Consider the following 18,211-nt stretch of genomic DNA (forward strand, 5'->3'; position numbering starts at 1 on the left):
CGGTCGGTCCGATTGTTTCTGCCGCCCTCGGGATACTCGGAGACCATGCCCGAAGGTGACACCGTCCATGCGCTCGCCGCGCGATTGCGGCGAGCGCTGGACGGCGTCACGCTACGGGCAGGGCGACTGAACGTGCCCGCACACGCCGTCGAGAATCTCGCCGGGCGAACCGTCGTCGCGCACCGGACGCACGGCAAGCATCTGTTCACCGATTTCGACGACGACACCACGCTGCACACCCACCTCCGCATGACGGGATCGTGGACGGTGGTGCGAGCCGGCCGCTCGATACCGCGGCGGGTGCAGCCCGACGTCCGCGTGCGGCTGGCCGCGGTGGACGGGCCGACCGCGTACGGAATCCTGTTGCCGGTCGTCGACTACGGGTACACGGCCTCGATGAATGCGCTGGTCGCGCATCTGGGACCGGACCCATTACACGCCGAGTTCGACACCGATCGTGCGGCATCGAACATCCTCGCGCAGGGGTCTCGGCCGATCGTCTCGACCCTCCTGGACCAGCGGGTCATCGCGGGACCCGGGAATCTATGGGCGAACGAACTGTGTTTTCTGCGTGGGCTGTGGCCCTGGGCTCCGTCGGCAGGCGTCGACGCGGAGAAATTGGTGACTCTGCTCGAGCGGGCGATGCGGTATTCGGCGAGCACCCCCGGGGCCATGCAGGTCACCACCGGCGACACCCGTCGCGGCCGGACTCACTGGGTTGCCGGTCGGGCCGGTAAACCGTGTCTGCGGTGCGCGACCGTCATTCGTGTCGAGGCCGACGTGCCGAACGACCCCGATCGACGTCGAACATGGTGGTGTCCGCACTGCCAACCGGAGCCAGGGCGTTGACCGCGGGCGGGGTCAGAACGTCGAGTTCGTCGGGTGGTCGGCGTCGACGAGATCGCGAGCGACGGTGTGCAGGGGAAGGTTCTGTTGCTGCGACAGTTTCGCCAGTAGGTCGAACGCCTGTACTGCGTCGAGGTCGTAGCGTTCCATGATCATGCCTTTTGCCTGGCCGATGATGTCCCGGCTGGCCAAGCCGGTCCGGAATTGCTCGGTGTCGCGGGCACTGAGCATTGCGATGGCAGCATGCGCAGACAAGGCCTCGCCGATTGCTACCGCATCGGCGTCGAACGCTCCGGTGACGTCGCTGTACAACACCAGGGCCCCGAGGTCATCGGCGTTGCTGTAGAGCTGAAAGGCCGAGAGCGACTTGAAACCGGCCGCGATGGCCATCGCAGCGAACTGCGGCCATCGCGGTTCGGTTGCCAGATCGTAGGACACGACGACGTCGAGGTGTCGGACCTCGGTGGGAATCGGACCTTCGTCGAGTTCGTACTGCAACCGACACAGCTTCTCGGCGATCGGGTCCGTCGATGCGACGACTGTGCGCTCACCCTTGTTCACCGTGGTGATGCATCCGGTGGTTGCGCCCGGAATGAGCCGAATCGCCATTCGGAGAATCTCACTCAACGTCTGCGGCATCGACCGATGAGTGTCGCGCAGCGATCGAGCGAACTGCGCGAGCGACAGTGCTTCGGACGTTCGAGACGTGTCTTGCTCGGCCGGTGAATCAGTCATTCACACGATCCTCTCGCGCGTGGACCGTCGACGTCGTCGCGTCGGCGAGATCCTCGATCGTGCGCCTGCTTCTGGACGCCCTGTCCCGACCTCGAGGCCGGATCAATGGATTTTATACGGTTCGCGATGCGGTGGTCCGGTGAGTATCGCGGCGCGGCGTCGCGGGATGCATGAAGGGCCGCCGATCATTCGATCGACGACCCTTCCGGGGCACTGCGTCCTACTTGAAGGTGTCCTTGATGTTCTCGCCGACCTTCTTGACGCCGGCCGAACCCTGGTCCTTCTTGCCCTCTGCCTCGAGGTCCTTGTTGTTGGTTGCGTCGCCGACAACTTCCTTCGCCTTGCCGATGGCGTCCTCTGCTGCGTTCTTGGCCTTGTCGATGAAGCTCATGGCGAGTTCCTTTCTCGGTTCGGGTTGTTCTCGAAGGGTTGGTCGGAGCTCGACCGACGAAGCGCACGTCCTGATCGTGAGAGCTGGGTCACACCGAAAGCCGGAGCTTCGACGTTTCCGCAGGCTCGTCGCTGGCTACATTCGACCGATGATGGTCGCGAAGGTGGACAACTTCCAGCGCAGGCACCCCTCGGCAGGTTTCCCGCTGGCGGTGCTCTACAAATTCATGGACGACCGGGGCGGCTACCTCGCGGCATTGATCGCCTACTACTCGTTTCTGTCGCTGTTTCCCCTTCTGCTGCTGTTCACCACGCTGCTGGGAATCGTGCTGGCCGGAGACCCGGAGCTGCAGACCCGCATCATCGACTCGGCGATGAGTCAGATCCCGGTCATCGGTGACCAGCTCGGTCAACCGGATCGCCTCAGTGGTGGCACGACAGCCATCGTCATCGGCGTCGTCGGGTCGCTGTACGGCGGACTCGGAGTGTCGCTGGCCGTGCAGTACGCGATGAACACCGCGTGGTCGGTGCCGCGCAACGAGCAACCGGACCCCATCAAGGGTCGGCTGCGCGGATTGTTGCTGCTCAGCACTGTCGGCACCGCGATCATCGGACTGACGGTGCTGAACGGCGTCGCGTCCTCGGGCGTGTTCGGGTTCGCCGGTGGTGCGCTCGCACTCGTCGGAGCGGTGGTGGTCAACGCCGCCGTCTTCACCGCGGCCTTCCGAATCGGCACCGCGCGGGACCTGAGCGTGCGCGACGTGCTCCCCGGCGCGGCGATCGCGGCCGTCGTCTGGCAGGCGCTGCAATCGTTCGGCGGCATCTACATCCGCTACGTCGTGGGCAACGCGAGTGCAAGCAACGGCATCTTCGCCATCGTCCTCGGTCTGCTCGGTTTCCTGTACGTCGCGTCGGTGCTGATCGTGCTGTGCATCGAGATCAACGCCGTGCGCGTCGACCACCTGCATCCCCGGGCTCTGCTGACGCCGTTCACCGACAACGTCGAACTCACCGAGGGTGACAAGAACTCCTACACCGGCCAGGCAGAAGCGCAGCGTAACAAAGGATTCCAAGACATCACCGTCACGTACGACGAGCCGAATTCGGTGGTGGACGAGGACTCGTCGAGCACGCGAGGCGACTGATCAGCTCCGCAAACGCGCGCGCGTTTGCGAGAACGGGAGCGGCGGGAACTGGGGCGGGGACTGATCGGCTCCGCAAACGCGCGCGCGTTTGCGAGGACCGGGGCGGCGGGGCCGGGGCGGGGACTGATCGGCGTGGGCAAACGCGCGCGCATTCGTTGGGTGCGCGCGGAATAGCTGGGCGATCGGGCACTATTTCGCGCGCGGATGGCAAACGCGCGCGCGTTTGCGAGGACCGGGGCGGTGGGGGACCGGGGCGGCGCAGGACCGGGGCGGCGGAGACCGGGGCGGCGACTGATCGGCTCCGCAAATGCGCGCGCATTCGTTGGATGCGCGCGGAATAGCGGGGCGATTGGGCACTATTCCGCGCGCGGATGGCAAACGCGCGCGCGTTTGCGGGAACCGGGGCTGAGCGGCGTGATGGCGAGCTGACGCCGGCCGGTCGGAACATTTTTCGGATTTATTTCGCGAAAGCGCATGCGCAAGCGCTTGTATTGGTCGTACGCTCCTGCAATCGAGCGACGCGACCTGCGTAGCGAGGACAAGGGAGTCCAGATGTTCAATCACCGTCGGAAGACCACGCTGACGATCGGAACGGCGTTGATGGCCGGTTCCCTCGTACTCGGACTGACTGCATGCAGCGGTTCGGATTCGGACAGCGTCAAGGTCGGACTCATCACCAAGACGGATTCCAATCCGTACTTCGTGAAGCTTCGTGAGGCAGCTCAGGCCAAGGCGGACTCCAGTGGAGCCGAATTGGTCGCTCTCGCAGGTGCATTCGACGGTGACAACGAGGGTCAGGTCGCGGCGATCGAGAACTTGGTCGGCCAGGGTGTCAAAGGCATTCTGATCACCCCGAACTCCTCCACCGGAGTCCTCGACGCGATCAAGAAGGCACGCGACGCAGGCGTCGTCGTCATCGCCCTCGACACGGCCACCGATCCCGAGGACGCGGTGGACGCGACGTTCGCCACCGACAACAAGGCGGCAGGCGTGAGCCAGGGCGAATGGGTCAAGGGCACGTTGGGAACCACTGCGCCCCAGGTCATCATGCTCGACGGCACCGCGGGCGGCACCGTCGACACGTTCCGTCACGACGGCTTCCTCGAAGGAATGGGCTTGACCGACAGCTCTCCCGAGATCGTCGGCCAGGAAAACACCAACGGCGACCAGACCAAGGCGCAGACGGCCATGGAGAACCTGCTGCAGCGCGCTCCGGGTGTCAATGCGCTCTACACGATCAACGAGCCCGCCGCGGCGGGTGCCTACCAGGCGATTCAGTCCGCAGGCCGCGCCGATCAGATCACCATCGGCTCGATCGACGGTAGCTGCACCGGTATCGCGAACGTCAAGTCCGGCATCATCGGTGCGACGGTGCTGCAGTTCCCGGCGAAGATGGCCGAGCAGGGCGTCGACGCTGTGGTCAAGTTCGCCCAGGATGGCACCAAGCCCAGTGGCTTCAACGACACCGGTTCTCAGCTGGTCACCGACAAGCCTGTTGCCGGAATCGAATCCCAGGACACCGCATGGGGCGAAGCGAATTGCTGGGGCTGATCGCAGAAATCCGTCGAGGACCAGGAACTGATTCGTGAGCACCGATACTGCCGCGCCTCCCAAGGCTCCGAGCCGGTTCAACGTGGGAACCATCCTGCGTGAACCGCTGCTCGGGCCCATGGCCGCGCTCGTCATCGCCATCATCGTGTTCAGCTCGATTTCGAGCTCGTTTCTCAACCCGCAGAACGTTTCTCTGATTCTGCAGCAGTCCGTGGTGGTCGGCATTCTGGCCGTCGGCCAGACGCTCATCATCCTCACCTCCGGTATCGATCTGTCGATCGGCGCGGTGGCCGTGATGGGCACCATCGTCATGGCGCAGACCGCTGGTGCCAACGGCCCGGTGGTGGCGCTCGGCTCGACACTGGCCGTGTGCGTGGCGTTCGGCGCGATCAACGGCGGTTTGGTGACGATGCTGCGACTGCCACCGTTCATCGTCACACTCGGCACGTTCACCGCGATCCAGGCAGCCACCAGGTTGCTGGCCGGCTCCGAGACCTACCAGGTTCCGAGCGGACCGCTGACGCTGCTGGGTACCTCGTTCAAAATCGGCAGTTTTTCCACCACCTACGGCGTGGTGGTGATGCTGCTCGTGTACGCCGTGATGTGGTACGCATTGTCCCAAACATCCTGGGGCAGGCACATATACGCGGTAGGTGGTAGCCCGCAGGCCTCGGATCGCTCCGGCATCAAGTCCGGTCGCGTGCTGTTCTCGGTCTACATCGTCACCGGTGTCATCGCCGCGATCGCGGCATGGGCAGCGCTCGGACGAATCCCCAATGCCGACCCGAACGCCTATCAGAACGCCAACCTCGAAACGATCACCGCGGTCGTCATCGGTGGAACCAGCCTGTTCGGTGGCCGCGGCACCGTCATCGGGACTCTCATCGGAACTCTGATCGTCGGGGTGCTGCGCAACGGGCTCACCCAGGCCGGCGTCGACAGCCTGTACCAGAACGTCGCGACCGGCATTCTCGTCATCGTCGCGGTGGCCGTCGATCAATTCGCACGCAGGAGGTCACAGTGACTGCCCCCCTCGCTCTGGAAGCACGTGGTCTGGTCAAGACCTACGGCAGCGTGACGGCCATCAACGGCGCGGATTTCGAGCTGCGGGCCGGTGAGGTACTGGCAGTGATCGGCGACAACGGTGCCGGAAAGTCCAGTCTCATCAAGGCTTTGGCCGGAGCTGTCATTCCGGATTCGGGAGAGATCCTGATGAACGGCTCGCCGGTGTCGTTCAAGAACACCCGCGATGCCCGGGCGGCCGGGATCGAGACGGTCTATCAGGACCTGGCCGTCATTCCTGCGCTCGACATCGCCTCGAATGTCTACCTCGGACGCGAGATCAAGCGCAAAGGCATCAGCGGCAGCATCTTTCGGCGATTGGACATGCCGAGAATGCGCGACGAGTCGTCGAAGCATCTGCAGGACCTCAAGATCGGCATCAAGTCGGTCAACCAGGCCGTCGAGACGTTGTCCGGTGGGCAGCGTCAGGGCGTCGCAGTGGCTCGAGCAGCGGCATTCGGCCGCGGGGTGATCATCATGGACGAGCCGACCGCAGCTCTGGGCGTGCGGGAATCGGGCATGGTGATCGACCTGATCCGAACGATTCGCGACCGTGGGATACCCGTGGTGCTCATCAGTCACGACATGCCGCACGTGTTCGAGGTCGCCGACCGCATCCACATCCACCGCCTCGGCAAACGCGCAGGCGTCGTGGATCCGAAGAAGCGCACCATGTCCGAGGTCGTCGCGCTCATGACCGGCGCGGAGGAGCCGACCGATGAGGAACGCGCCGGCCTCTGATGCGTCTCGTCCGGTCGGCGTTTTCGTCGGGCTGGCGACACTCGATGTGATTCATCGAGTGTCGTCGCCGCCGGCGTCGAACCAGAAGATCACCTCGAACGCGCAGTTCGTTGCGGCCGGCGGTCCTGCCGCCAACGCCGCCGTCACGTTCGCCGCACTGGGTGGTACGGCCGTTCTCGTCACTGCGCTCGGGGACGATCCGGTGGCTGCCTTGATCAAGGCAGAACTTGCGGAATGCGATGTGCGCGTGATCGACTCGATCGCGGGCACCGTGAGAGCAGTACCCGTCTCGGCCGTGACGGTGATCGAGTCGACGGGAGACCGGTCGGTCGTCTCGGCCGACGCCGTGCACTCCGACGCCGCGCCGCCGAACGATCTCGATGCCGTGCTCGCCGGTGCCGACGTCGTACTCGTCGACGGCCACCACCCCCTGATCGCCCGCGCCGCCGTGGAACATGCGGCGGCGCGGGATACCACGTCGGTCGTCGACGCCGGACGCTGGAAACCCGTGATGGGCGAGCTGATTCCGTTCGTCACGGACATGGTGTGCTCAGCGGACTTTCGCACGCCAGGAGCGTCGGACACAGCTGCCACCGCAGCGACGTTGGTGCGCTCGGGCGTACGCACGGTCGTCACCACCCACGGCGGAGAGCCCGTCGAATTCTGGTCCGAGGGCAACTCCGGCTCCGTGGCCGTCGAGGCGGTCACCGTGGTCGATACACTGGGAGCCGGCGACGTCTTCCACGGCGCGTACGCGTACTACTCGACGCAGTCCGGCTCCGTGCAGGAGCGTATCCGACGGTCGGCTCGCGTTGCGGCGCTGCGCTGTTCGGTCATCGGCCCCAGGGCGTGGCTACGCGAACTTCCCACCCACGTACTCGAAAGCGACAACAGTGAGCAATGACCGACAGGTGCAGGAAGCATCCCTCGACGAACTCGTGGAGCTGGCCGGGCGGCTCGCCGTGCCGGGAGAGCGGCACATACTCGGCCTGACCGGTGCACCGGGTGCCGGAAAGTCCACCGTGGCACAGCAGTTGGTGGATGCACTGGGCCCCGAGCTTTCGGTGCTGGTTCCGATGGACGGATTCCACCTGGCCAACGAGGTGTTGATCGAACTGGGCAGGCTCGATCGCAAGGGCGCACACGATACCTTCGACGACGGCGGCTATGCGCGTCTCGTCGCCGCGATTCACGATCAACGCCCCGGCGATCCGCTGGTGTACGCACCGAAGTTCAGGCGAGAGATCGAGGAATCGATCGGGTCCGCCGTACCGGTCCCGTCGGACGTTCCGTTGGTGATCACCGAGGGCAACTACCTGCTGATGCAATCCGACGCATGGCCTGCTGCACGGGCGATGATCGACGAGGTGTGGTTCCTGGCTCCGCACACGGCCGTTCGGCACGAGCGTCTCGTCGCGCGGCACGAGGCGTACGGGAAATCACCCGAGGAAGCGCAGTTCTGGGCATTGGGTTCGGACGAACGCAACGCCGAGCTCATCGGGTCGACCGCCCAGCGCGCCGATCGAATCCTGCGATTGACATGAGACCGCCGGCATCCGATACCCACGGAGACGACTGACATGCCCACCATGGACGACGTCGCTCGGATCGCCGGAGTGTCGGTATCGACGGTCTCGCACGTGCTCAACGGAACTCGTAAGGTCAACCCGGCCACCCGGCAACGCGTCGACGCTGCCATCGTCGAGATCGGATATCGGCGCAACGTCGTGGCGCGTTCTCTCGCGGCCGGTCGAACCCACACGGTGGGGTTGTCGATCGCGGCGCTGACCAATCCGTATTTCGGCAGCCTCGTCTATGCCGTCGAGCAGCGGTTGTCGGAGGCCGGCTACGTGCTGATTCTCGGTGACTCGCACGACGAGCCGACGTCGGAGCGGCGCGTCACCGATTCTCTGCTGGACCGTCAGGTCGACGGCATGATCCTTGCGCCTGCGGCCGGCTCGGAGGAGTCGACGATTCCCGAGATCATGCGCAGCGGAACACCTCTCGTGCTGATCGACCGTATGCTGGATATCCCGTGCGATCAGGTGGGCCCGGAGAACGAGCAGTCCGCGTACGAGCTGACGGCCCATCTGCTCGACGCCGGACACGACCGAATTGCGATCGTCCGCGGAATCGACGGAATCTCTTCCACCACCCAACGTTTCGCAGGTTATGCCAGGGCGCTCGCCGACCGGGGAATCGAACTCGACCCTCGGTTGATCCTCGAGGGAAGGTCCAACGTCGAGGTGGCCGAGACGGAGGTACGTCGACTGCTGACGGGCGCGGACCGGCCTTCGGCATTGGTGTCGATGAACAACTCGATGACCATCGGTTCCCTCAAAGCAGTTCGCGGTCTTGGTTTGTCGATCCCCGACGACCTGGCGTTCGTGTGCTACGACGATTTCGAGTGGTCCGATCTGTTCGAGCCGCGCCTGACGGCCGCCGCGCAGGACGTGCAGACCATCGGCAGAACGGCCGCCGACCTGTTGATCGGTCGAATCGAAGGCCGTGACGACGCGCCGCGGTCCATTTCGGTACCGACTACGTTCACCCACCGCAATTCGTGCGGCTGCGCTGCAGCAACACGCTGAAGACCAGCCGCACCCGAAAGAGAGAACAGCCCATGCCGATTGCCAGTCCGGAACAGTACGTCGCCATGTTGGACCGCGCGAAGGAGGGCGGGTTCGCGTACCCGTCGATCAACGTCACCAGCTCACAGACGCTCAACGCGGCGCTGCAGGGATTCGCCGAAGCCGAGAGCGACGGCATCATCCAGGTGTCGGTCGGTACGGCGCTGTACCTGTCCGGCAATGCCGTGCAGAACCGCTTCGCCGGCTCCAAGGCGCTCGCGCAGTACGCCCACGAAGTGGCGCAGCACTATTCGATCTCGGTGGCCCTGCACACCGATCACTGCCCCGCCGAGAACCTCGACGATTGGGTGCGCCCACTGCTGTCCGACGCGATCGAACGGCGCTCGCGCGGCCTGGCACCGCTGTACCAATCACACATGTGGGACGGCTCCGCCGTGCCGCTCGACGAGAACCTGCGTATCGCACGGGAACTGCTCGATCTGTCGGTCCAGGCCGACACCATTCTCGAGATCGAGGTGGGAGTGATCGGAGGTGAAGAAGACGGGGTGTCTCACGAGATCAACGAGCAGCTGTACTCCACCGTCGACGACGCGCGCGCCACGATCGCCGCGCTCGGTGCAGGCGAGCGTGGTCGATACATGACGGCACTGACTTTCGGCAACGTCCACGGCGTCTACAACCCGGACTCGGTACATCTACGTCCCGAGATTCTCGACGAGATCCAGTCGGTCGTCGGTGCCGAAACCGGAAAGGACAAGCCGTTCGATCTCGTCTTCCACGGTGGATCGGGCTCGAGTGCCGCCGACATCGCGTCGGCAGTGGCGAGCGGGGTGATCAAGATGAACATCGACACCGACACCCAATATGCGTTCACCAGGTCCATCGCGGGCCACATGATCGGCAAGTACGACCAGGTTCTCAAGATCGACGGCGAGTACGGCAACAAGAAGGCCTACGACCCCCGATCGTGGGGCAGGCCGGCCGAGTCGGCCATGGCAGCACGCGTGGTCGAGGCAACCCAGATGCTCGGCTCGGTCGGACGCACGATGCGGTGAAGTTTTTCGGCCGAGTATGTAGATATCGGCCGACCGGCTCCGTCCCAGGGGCGAGTGCAGAAAGAATGACTGCATCCGACGCTAGGAGACATCATGGCCAAGTACCTCATGCTCAAGCATTACCGCGGGGCCCCCGAGCCTGCCGGATGGATTCCGATGGACCGGTGGACCCCGGCCGAAGTGCACGACCATATCCAGTTCATGCAAGACTTCGCCGCCGAGCTCGAGAAGACGGGCGAGTTCGTCGACGCGCAGGCCCTGGCCCCCGAGGGAACGTGGGTGCGGTCGGACGGGGCCGGAAAGCCCCCGGTCACCGACGGTCCGTTCGCGGAGACCAAGGCCTTGATCGCAGGTTGGATGGTCATCGACGTCGAGTCCTACGACCGCGCACTCGAACTCGCGGGGCAGCTCTCGGCAGCACCCGGTGCCGGTGGTGAGCCGATCGGCGAATGGCTCGAGCTGCGTCCGTTCATGGAGGCCCCCGCCACGATCGACGAGTGACGGCAATCGTGGATCCTCACGCGCTGCGGATGCTGACTCCGTCCGTGATCGGCGTTCTCGTCCACCGCGGAGCAGATTTCGCGGCGGCCGAGGACGCCGTCCAGGAGGCGTTGGTGCAGGCGGCATCGGTGTGGGGAGCGTCGGCAGAGGCGGGTGACGCGCCGTCCGACCCGAAGGGGTGGCTCGCACCGTGGCGTGGCGCAAATTTCTCGACGCCCAGCGATCGGAGAAGGCTCGACGGGATCGAGAGAACCGGGTTGCGGCCGAGCCGGAACCGGGCAGTGTCCACGGCGTCGACGACACACTGCAGTTGTTCTTCCTCTGCGCGCACCCGGTGCTGACACCCGCAGCAGCGGTAACGCTGACGTTGCGTGCCGTCGGGGGTCTGACGACGCGGCAGATCGCGCAGGCGTATCTGCTGCCGGAGAAAACCATGGCCCAGCGCATCAGCCGAGCCAAACGGGCGGTGCGTGACGTCCGTTTCGACGCTCCGGGTGACCTCTCGACGGTTCGGCGGGTGCTGTACCTGGTGTTCAACGAGGGGTATACCGGCGACGTCGATCTCGCGGCCGAGGCGATCAGGTTGACGAGGCAGCTCGCGACCCTGTCCGACGACGCGGAGACCGCTGGACTGTTGGCGTTGATGGTGTTGCACCACGCCCGGCGCGCTGCGAGAACCGGATCCGACGGCCGGCTGATTCCCTTGGCCGAGCAGGATCGGTCGAGCTGGGACACCGTCTCGATAGCCGAGGGAGTTCGGATTCTGCAGGCGGCGCTCGCTCGGGATCGGCTGGGCGAGTTCCAGATACAAGCCGCCATTGCCGCCTTGCATGCCGATGCGCAACGGGTGGAGGACACGGACTGGGTACAGATCGTCGAGTGGTACGACGAGTTGCTCGCGATCACCGACAGTCCGGTAGTTCGGCTCAACAGAGCTGTCGCGGTGGGGGAAGCGGACGGCCCGGCCGCCGGACTCGCGGCGCTCGCCGCCGTCGATTCCGCCGTACCGCGGTACCACGCGGTGGCTGCGCATCTGCACGAGAAGGCCGGCGATCTCCGGTTGGCGGCCGAGCTGTTCGTGCGTGCGGCCGAGTCGGCGTCCTCGGTGGCCGAGCGGCATCATCTGACGCTGCGCGCCACTCGAATTCGTACCGCAGGTTCGTAGAGATACCGGGTAACAGCGAACGGACCGGGCGGTTTTGTAATCGGATCGTTAGCGGTCGAAAGCGGAATTCGTGCAACCCTCGTATGGTGCTGATGTTGCCTGTGGGACAGATGAGAAAGAAGCTGACGCGATCCACCGCGGTGGTGACGGCGGCCGTACTGGCGTCGATAGTGTTGGCCGGAAACGCGGCGCAGGCGCTGCCGGGCACTACCGGATCGGCCGATGCGGCAGTCGGGGCCGTCGGAATCCACCAGGTGTCGGCAACGCGCGCGGTGCTGAACGTGTTCTCTCCGTCCATGAATCGGGTCATCTCCAACGAGGTGCTGCACTCGCCCGGAGGTGGTCCCGCGCCCACGCTGGTTCTGCTCAACGGTGCCCTCGGCAACGAGGACGGGGTCGGCTGGCTCAACAACTCCGGCGTCGAACAGTTCTTCCTCGACAAGAACGTCACCGTCGTCGCACCGATCGGCGGTCGGTTCAGCTTCTACACCGATTGGCAGACAACCGATCCGGTGCTGGGGATCAACCTCTGGCAGACCTATCTGAGCCGTGAACTACCCGCGGCCGTGGACGCTGCTTACGGCTCGACGGGCAAGCGCGGCGTCGCGGGCCTGTCGATGAGCGGTGGCCCGGCGTTGGATCTGGCGATCCAGGCTCCCGACGTGTTCGACGCGGCCGCGTCGTTCAGCGGATGCCCGGCACCGTCCAATCCGCTTGCCACCGCAGGCATCTCGGCCATGATCGCCGGCGGACTCAACAACCCGTTCAACATGTGGGGGTTGCCGGGAAGTCAGGGATGGCGAGACCACGACCCGTCGCTCAATGTCGAACGACTTCGTGGAACGGCGGTGTACGTGAGCTCGTCACGCGGTGCGCCCGGCGCCGTGGATCGCATTCCCGACGGTGCCGTTCCGCCGTTCGGCGGCATGGCGGTCGAAGCGATGGTCAACTACTGCACATCCATCTTCGTCGACGCCCTGCGTCGGGCCGACGTTCCGGCGACGGTATCCATGCGCGACGAAGGTGCGCATACCTGGCCGCTGTTCGAGGACCAGTTGCGAGAGGCCTGGTTCACCACACTGGCTCCGGCTCTGGAAACCAGCTGATTGCGCCGACGCGCTCGTGGGTAAGAGTCGATGGACAGACCACCGACGAAGGGATCACCCGAACATGTCGAAGGACGATTTGCACAAGGGCGACAAGGTCGAATGGCAGACCCACGGAACTACCACCGAGGGAACGGTGCAGGAGAAGATCACCTCCGAGACCGAAGCCGCCGGCCGCAAGGTCAAGGCCTCGAAAGACGACCCGCAGTACCGCGTCGAAAGTGACAAGTCCGGAAAGGACGCAGTGCACAAGCCCGAATCGCTCGACAAGAAGGACTGATCTCGCTCCGTAAGCTTCTCGAAAGTTGCTCCTGCTGACGATCTGTACCCTCGGCTGGGACGGATCGTCACTATGGAGGCAACGATGGGGACGACCCCGATGCGGATTGTTCGTGCACGTTCGCGTCTCGGTCGGTGGGGTAGCGGTTGCCGCACGGGGAGGGGTCTTGTCGCTACGGGGACGCTGGCGATCGTGTCCGTACTCGTCGTGGGCTGCGGCGTGTTCTCCGGGAACTCGACCACGGACGCGGACACACCGTCTGCAGTGACCTTCACCGGGCAGATCGAGTCTCCCGACAAGCTCTGCCTCGATGGAAGTGACACCGACACCGTCCGTCTCGCGACGTGCAACGGAACGCCGGCGCAGCAAGTAGTCGCCGAGGCCGACGGCACGGTTCGGTCGCAATCGCAGTGTCTGGTGCCGAAGAACAGCGAGACCGCAGCCGGTGTACCTGTTGTCCTCGGAAGTTGCGACGACAGTGCGGTCGCCAGTTGGACAGCGGGCGAATCCGGTGCGATCGGGCTGACGGGCACCGGCCTCTGTCTCGCGGACGACGCACGGCAGACCTCTCGGCGTGTGGCCGTGCTGGCCGAATGCGACGGCTCGTCGGTGCAGACATGGACACCGGTAGCGGCCGCAGAACCGACCGCCGACAACCCCGGAGGAATTGCTGCACCCACCGGGGATCTGCCCGGCTGGAAGCAGATATTCGTCGACGAATTCACCGCCCCGTCCGCCACCGGCAGTTGGTCCAATCAGTGCGACCCCTCGAAGGTCGTCTACACCGGAGCCGAGGGCCAGCGGTGGCGCACGTATCCGTCGTGCTATCCCGACACCTACGACAAACGGCCGTATCGGCCCGATGCAGTGCTGTCCACTGCCGACGGCGCTCTGCAGTACCACCTCGGTCAGGTCGACGGCGTTCCGGCCGGAGCGAGTATCTCCCCACTGATCGGTGCCGACCAGTATCAGACGTACGGACGATATTCGGCGCGTCTGAAAGTCGATTCACCGGATCTGTCCGAGTACTACGCGGCATGGTTGCTCTGGCCGCAATCCGAGAATTGGCCGTACGACGGCGAGTTCGATTTCCCGGAAGGTGCGCTGTCGGGCAACGTCGGTGGGTTCCATCATTTCTCGGGCGAAGGCTCGTGCGCCGACGGGTGCAAAACGCCTGCCCTCGACATCGGCGCGCAGTTCACCGACTGGCACACCTACACCATGGAATGGTCACCGGGAAGGATCCGGTACCTCCTCGACGACACGGTCGTGTTGGACTCGACCGACTTCGTGCCGTCCACGCCGATGCGATGGGAGCTGCAGACCGAAACCAAGGGAGACGGAAACAGCGAGGGCAATCTGATTCTGGACTGGGTCTCGGTCTACTCCTGGAACGGCTGATACGCGGCCCGCGCCGAGCGCTCGGCACCCCAACTGCGTTCGATGTAACCGACGATCGTGTCGATGTCCGCGTTCGGAATCTTCTCCGGCTCACCCTTTTCCAACGGATCCGTGTGGAAGATGTACAGGCGAGACGCGAATTGCTCGAACGGTAGCGAGCCTTCGCCCGCGCGTTCGCCGTTCCCTGCCGTTCCGACGACGACTCCGTCACCCCAATCCTGCCCACTGTCGTTGTTGGGATTGAAGAAGTAGACCCGCATGACGCCGTCGGGATCGGGGGCAACACGCAGAATGGCGATGGCGTGCCACCCCACGTACCGTGCAGCGCTGTCGGTTACGGCCACCCCGGCGGGTTGCGGGTGGATCAGCGGCTGGTGGCCGTTGTACTCGGGGTGATAAGCGGCATGGAACTGCCGCAGGAAACCATCGAGATCGACCAGATTTCCGGTCGCGACGTCCACGTCGATATGGAACTCGCGGGCCGACCACCACCCGTGGAATTCGGGATTGACCCAGCGATGCGGATCGCCCGGTCTGTCGGCGCAGCGTCGGACCATCTCGGCGTAGATCCGGTCGAGGTGCGGAACCAGAATGAGCGATGCCGGGTCCAGATCGACCGGATCCGAGGTCGCGACACCACTTTCGCTGTCGACGGACGAGATCGACTGGCCCTCGAAGTGCATGACGATCTCTTCGTCTCGTACCGCCCACACCACCATCTGCAGCAGGTAGTCGGGATCGTTGTACGCCCACATCGACAGCGCGCGCGCCGACTGGCACGTGGGATTGTCGCCCTGTCCGACACCGAGCGGTTGTCCGAGCATGGAGAGCAACCCACCGAGCAATCGCGACTCCGGTGCCGGAACCGGACCGAAAGTGGTGATCAAGCGTTCCCGCACTGCGGGCGCGAGGGTGAGCGATAGCTGACGCCACAGGGACGGCACGATCGGCGGCTGATGCAGGATTCCGCGGTCGAGTAGCAGTGCCAATCCGTAGAGACTTTGCGCCGTCTCGGGATACACGGTTTCTTCGATCAGACGGTGGACCAATTCCGGGTAGCGAGTGAGGCACGTACGCCCGGTGTCGGACAGCCCCAAGGCCTCGGGCAGGACATACGAGTAGTGGTCGACGAGATATTGCGTGAGTGTGGCGTGGTACGGCGAAACGAGACCGGTGTCGTGCATCGCCCGGGCGAAACCGCGGGCCTCGAACTGCAGTGCCTCGACGTCCATGGCCTCGAGCCGGTTCCGGTAGACCTCCACGCCCGGGTCCTCGCGGCATGCGTCGGTGGTGCCGAACAACGCGGTGGTCAACCGATCGAGTCCTTGACCGGACGTGCCGAGATCGACGGTCGGGTCGTCGCGATAGATCGCAATGCGCGTGACCATGGACTTGATGGTGTCGACCTGGATCGGACGCTGACGCAGAATCCGCCAGATCTCCTCGAGCAACTCGTCCAGCACACTGTCGTAACCGATCTCCCCGGCGACGTAGCCGAAGAGATCGCGGATCAGGTGTGCTGTCCGCCCCGAACGGACTCGCTCCGATTCCGAGGGCGGGGTGAACAACACCTCGAGGTTCAACGCAAGTACCTGGGAGAGGAAGCGTCGCGCATCGTCGGCGGTGACTGCGGGATGCTCGTACTCACCGGCGACGATCGCGACCATCCGCAACTCGCTGGCTGCTTCGAGAACCACGGTGTCGTCGTTGCCACTGCGCAGGCTCGGACTCACGAACGCGGGAACGAGAATGTCCGGCTGCGCCCAGTCCGTACCGGCGAACAGCCCGGCGTTCTCCAGCGCCGCGGCGCGTTCGCGTACCGCGCTACAACCGCCGGGCTGCAACAACACTCGGTGCACAGAATCCAGAACCCGTCGCACCTTGGTGCTCTTGCTGAACTCCGGTGCGGCGGCCAGCGCGTCGACGGCGTGATCGAGTTGCGCCAGCCGCGACACCAGAGCCTTGTCGATCGGTGCAGCGTCGTTCATCGTCTGCGTCGTGGGTTCGTGGTCGTTGCCGAGTTGCTGCTTCACACGTAGAAGTCCAGTTCTTCCTGTTGCTTGAGCAGGTCGCGCATCCGGTACGGATCATCGCCGAAGAAGTACAGCAAGCCCCAGTGGGTACCGAAAGCCGTTCTCTTGGTGACGGTTTCCTCGACCGGTGCCGACAGGTCGTTGGTCTCGTAGTAGTCGTCGTCGGCGGTCACGTCGGGGATGACGAGATCGCTGACGACGCGTCGCCGTGGGTACACACCGAAGCATCCCGCGTGACCGGTGGCATCGACCACCTCGCGCGGGAAGAAGGCGTCGATCTCTTCTTCGGTGGTCTTCGGGTCGAAGGCGAGAGCCAGGCCCTGGTAAGCGTTGAAGCCGTACGCCCGCTCGAGGAGCTCGAACACCTTGAAACCTGGTGGGCGGTAGGCAACCTCGCCGAAGTACATCTCTCCGTCGCTGGTGACGAAGTACTCCGGATGGATGAACCCGAACTCGATGTCGAACGCCTTGATGAGCTTCTCGATCTGGACCGTGATCTGCTCGCGGTACTTCTCGAGCTCCGGCGTGGCGGGGACGAACACCGAATACCCGAGCGTGACGTACTCGGAGATGTTGAGGAACTTGATCTTTCCGTTGTGGATCCACGCCTCGACGGCGAACTCCCAGCCGTCGAGATGCGACTCCATCAGTACGGGGAACTCCTCGTCCGGGATGGAGTCGACTTCGTCGGGGGTTCGAATGACGCGGTGGCCCAGGCATCCTGCCTTGTCGAAGGCCTTGAGGTGGATGGGGTCGTTCGGGTCACCGTCGAGTTTGAGCAGCGTCTGGTTCACCCGACGCAGAAAGCGGATGACGTCCTCACGATCGTGTGCTTCCTCGAAGATGCCGACACGAATGCCACCGAGCTGTGCGCGGCGCTTCATCAGTGCCTTGTCTCGGAGCAGCATCGCCTGGCCGAACAACCTCGGATTGCCCAGCAGCACGGAATTGATGGCACCGGCCCACTCGACTGTCTCCTCGTACAGCGGTATCGCTACATCGACGCCTTTGTCTCGGAGAGTCTCCGCGATCTCGAGCGACCTGTCGTTGAGTCGCTCGAAGTTCCACGGTAGGTACGGAATGTCATGCTCGGTGCAGTACGCCTCGGCCCACTCGGGCGCGACGACGACGTAGCGTCGATCGAACGCGTCCAGGGCTTCCACTGCGGCCAAACTCCAGCCCAGCAGCGCTACGAAGCCTTCGTTCGGGTCTTTCTCCAGCCTCTGTGGCCGATCCATGAAGTTCCTTTCCCTTGTGATGCGCGGTCGAGGTCCTTCGCTCCACCGTACAGAGGGTGTTCGGTGCCGCTTTCCGGACCCGGTGCTCGGGAAGCCGGGACGCGATGTGCACCGTCCCTCGAACTGTCGGGCCGGATCCTGCACGGGGCCGGCGATGCGCTCGTTTGCCAGCGAAATGATCGATACGACGTCCTAAAAAGTCCAGATGCACGATATGCTCGACAATTCGATTCGCGTGAATAGATTTTCGATCCGGAGCAACTAGTTTAATATTTAATCTCTAATTCGTACCGGTCGTATTTCTTTCAATTATGCCTCTGAACAGGCGTTTCAAGGTGAATGCGAATTCACTGCGCAATGTCTGAATCATC

17 protein-coding genes and 1 pseudogene are annotated in these 18,211 nt (G+C 64.3%); 14 read left to right on the plus strand and 4 right to left on the minus strand.

The annotated features are described in order from the left end of the window. The first annotated feature begins 45 nt into the window (after positions 1-45). Positions 46-849: a DNA-formamidopyrimidine glycosylase family protein gene (locus RFA01S_RS09115; RefSeq protein WP_032407221.1), complete on the plus strand. Its 804-nt coding sequence runs from the start codon at positions 46-48 to the stop codon at positions 847-849. Between the two features lie 12 nt (positions 850-861). Here RFA01S_RS09115 and RFA01S_RS09120 read toward each other — a convergent pair whose 3' ends face one another. Together RFA01S_RS09120 and RFA01S_RS09125 are read right to left on the minus strand one after the other, a co-directional pair. Next, entirely contained in the window at positions 862-1,581 is a 720-nt protein-coding gene (locus RFA01S_RS09120; RefSeq protein ID WP_032407220.1) for a GAF and ANTAR domain-containing protein, read from the minus strand. Between the two features lie 220 nt (positions 1,582-1,801). Continuing rightward, positions 1,802-1,972, minus strand: coding sequence for a CsbD family protein (locus RFA01S_RS09125; RefSeq protein WP_027495724.1), 171 nt, complete (start codon positions 1,970-1,972; stop codon positions 1,802-1,804). Positions 1,973-2,123: 151 nt separating this feature from the next. Here RFA01S_RS09125 and RFA01S_RS09130 point away from each other — a divergent pair, with 151 nt between their 5' ends. The 13 genes and pseudogenes from RFA01S_RS09130 to RFA01S_RS09190 all read left to right on the plus strand — a co-directional run bounded on the left by RFA01S_RS09130 (position 2,124) and on the right by RFA01S_RS09190 (position 14,569). Further along, a complete protein-coding gene (locus RFA01S_RS09130; RefSeq protein ID WP_027495725.1) occupies positions 2,124-3,116 on the plus strand; it encodes a YihY/virulence factor BrkB family protein in 993 nt (330 codons plus the stop codon). A 552-nt stretch (positions 3,117-3,668) separates the two neighbouring features. Further along, a complete protein-coding gene (locus RFA01S_RS09135; protein WP_027495727.1) occupies positions 3,669-4,667 on the plus strand; it encodes a substrate-binding domain-containing protein in 999 nt (332 codons plus the stop codon). A gap of 34 nt (positions 4,668-4,701) precedes the next feature. Continuing rightward, positions 4,702-5,691 carry an ABC transporter permease gene (locus RFA01S_RS09140; RefSeq protein ID WP_027495728.1) on the plus strand — a complete coding sequence of 330 codons (990 nt, stop codon included), beginning with the start codon at positions 4,702-4,704 and terminating at the stop codon, positions 5,689-5,691. Then, entirely contained in the window at positions 5,688-6,470 is a 783-nt protein-coding gene (locus RFA01S_RS09145; RefSeq protein ID WP_027495729.1) for an ATP-binding cassette domain-containing protein, read from the plus strand. Before RFA01S_RS09140 ends, RFA01S_RS09145 begins: the two co-directional genes overlap by 4 nt. Continuing rightward, on the plus strand, positions 6,448-7,374 hold the full coding sequence (locus tag RFA01S_RS09150) for a PfkB family carbohydrate kinase (RefSeq protein ID WP_032407219.1): 927 nt from the start codon (positions 6,448-6,450) through the stop codon (positions 7,372-7,374). The genes RFA01S_RS09145 and RFA01S_RS09150 overlap by 23 nt, the downstream gene beginning before the upstream one ends. After that, positions 7,364-8,014, plus strand: a complete 651-nt coding sequence (locus tag RFA01S_RS09155) for a nucleoside/nucleotide kinase family protein (RefSeq protein ID WP_027495731.1) — start codon at positions 7,364-7,366, stop codon at positions 8,012-8,014. Before RFA01S_RS09150 ends, RFA01S_RS09155 begins: the two co-directional genes overlap by 11 nt. A gap of 36 nt (positions 8,015-8,050) precedes the next feature. Further along, the gene (locus RFA01S_RS09160) at positions 8,051-9,061 is read left to right on the plus strand and encodes a LacI family DNA-binding transcriptional regulator (RefSeq protein WP_032407218.1); all 1,011 of its coding nucleotides are present in this window, start codon (positions 8,051-8,053) and stop codon (positions 9,059-9,061) included. 32 nt (positions 9,062-9,093) lie between these two features. Further along, positions 9,094-10,116: a class II fructose-bisphosphate aldolase gene (gene fbaA / locus RFA01S_RS09165; RefSeq protein WP_032407417.1), complete on the plus strand. Its 1,023-nt coding sequence runs from the start codon at positions 9,094-9,096 to the stop codon at positions 10,114-10,116. Positions 10,117-10,209: 93 nt separating this feature from the next. Further along, the gene (locus RFA01S_RS09170) at positions 10,210-10,617 is read left to right on the plus strand and encodes a YciI family protein (protein WP_032407217.1); all 408 of its coding nucleotides are present in this window, start codon (positions 10,210-10,212) and stop codon (positions 10,615-10,617) included. Between the two features lie 8 nt (positions 10,618-10,625). Beyond that, positions 10,626-11,782: pseudogene (locus RFA01S_RS09175) on the plus strand (RNA polymerase sigma factor). Positions 11,783-11,892: 110 nt separating this feature from the next. Next, positions 11,893-12,888, plus strand: a complete 996-nt coding sequence (locus RFA01S_RS09180) for an alpha/beta hydrolase (protein ID WP_052060732.1) — start codon at positions 11,893-11,895, stop codon at positions 12,886-12,888. Positions 12,889-12,952: 64 nt separating this feature from the next. Further along, positions 12,953-13,168, plus strand: coding sequence for a hypervirulence associated TUDOR domain-containing protein (locus tag RFA01S_RS09185; RefSeq protein ID WP_027495736.1), 216 nt, complete (start codon positions 12,953-12,955; stop codon positions 13,166-13,168). Between the two features lie 192 nt (positions 13,169-13,360). Beyond that, on the plus strand, positions 13,361-14,569 hold the full coding sequence (locus RFA01S_RS09190) for a ricin-type beta-trefoil lectin domain protein (protein WP_238325103.1): 1,209 nt from the start codon (positions 13,361-13,363) through the stop codon (positions 14,567-14,569). Here the strand turns inward: RFA01S_RS09190 and RFA01S_RS09195 are convergent. Next, positions 14,551-16,557: a hypothetical protein gene (locus RFA01S_RS09195; protein WP_032407414.1), complete on the minus strand. Its 2,007-nt coding sequence runs from the start codon at positions 16,555-16,557 to the stop codon at positions 14,551-14,553. The genes RFA01S_RS09190 and RFA01S_RS09195 overlap by 19 nt on opposite strands. Positions 16,558-16,598: 41 nt before the next feature. Continuing rightward, a complete protein-coding gene (locus tag RFA01S_RS09200) occupies positions 16,599-17,840 on the minus strand; it encodes an ATP-grasp domain-containing protein (RefSeq protein WP_032407216.1) in 1,242 nt (413 codons plus the stop codon). Positions 17,841-18,211: the final 371 nt, after the last annotated feature.

It is taken from the genome of Rhodococcoides fascians NBRC 12155 = LMG 3623, from assembly GCF_001894785.1.
Lineage (GTDB): Bacteria > Actinomycetota > Actinomycetes > Mycobacteriales > Mycobacteriaceae > Rhodococcoides > Rhodococcoides fascians.

Coding starts and splice junctions, on each gene's coding strand:
- RFA01S_RS09150 (WP_032407219.1), top strand. CDS start 6,448: ATGAGGAACGCGCCGGCCTCTGATGCGTCTCGTCCGGTCGGCGTTTTC.
- RFA01S_RS09185 (WP_027495736.1), top strand. CDS start 12,953: ATGTCGAAGGACGATTTGCACAAGGGCGACAAGGTCGAATGGCAGACC.
- RFA01S_RS09115 (WP_032407221.1), top strand. CDS start 46: ATGCCCGAAGGTGACACCGTCCATGCGCTCGCCGCGCGATTGCGGCGA.
- RFA01S_RS09125 (WP_027495724.1), bottom strand. CDS start 1,972: ATGAGCTTCATCGACAAGGCCAAGAACGCAGCAGAGGACGCCATCGGC.
- RFA01S_RS09130 (WP_027495725.1), top strand. CDS start 2,124: ATGGTCGCGAAGGTGGACAACTTCCAGCGCAGGCACCCCTCGGCAGGT.
- RFA01S_RS09200 (WP_032407216.1), bottom strand. CDS start 17,840: ATGGATCGGCCACAGAGGCTGGAGAAAGACCCGAACGAAGGCTTCGTA.
- RFA01S_RS09180 (WP_052060732.1), top strand. CDS start 11,893: ATGAGAAAGAAGCTGACGCGATCCACCGCGGTGGTGACGGCGGCCGTA.
- RFA01S_RS09160 (WP_032407218.1), top strand. CDS start 8,051: ATGCCCACCATGGACGACGTCGCTCGGATCGCCGGAGTGTCGGTATCG.
- RFA01S_RS09120 (WP_032407220.1), bottom strand. CDS start 1,581: ATGACTGATTCACCGGCCGAGCAAGACACGTCTCGAACGTCCGAAGCA.
- RFA01S_RS09195 (WP_032407414.1), bottom strand. CDS start 16,557: ATGAACGACGCTGCACCGATCGACAAGGCTCTGGTGTCGCGGCTGGCG.
- RFA01S_RS09135 (WP_027495727.1), top strand. CDS start 3,669: ATGTTCAATCACCGTCGGAAGACCACGCTGACGATCGGAACGGCGTTG.
- fbaA (WP_032407417.1), top strand. CDS start 9,094: ATGCCGATTGCCAGTCCGGAACAGTACGTCGCCATGTTGGACCGCGCG.
- RFA01S_RS09170 (WP_032407217.1), top strand. CDS start 10,210: ATGGCCAAGTACCTCATGCTCAAGCATTACCGCGGGGCCCCCGAGCCT.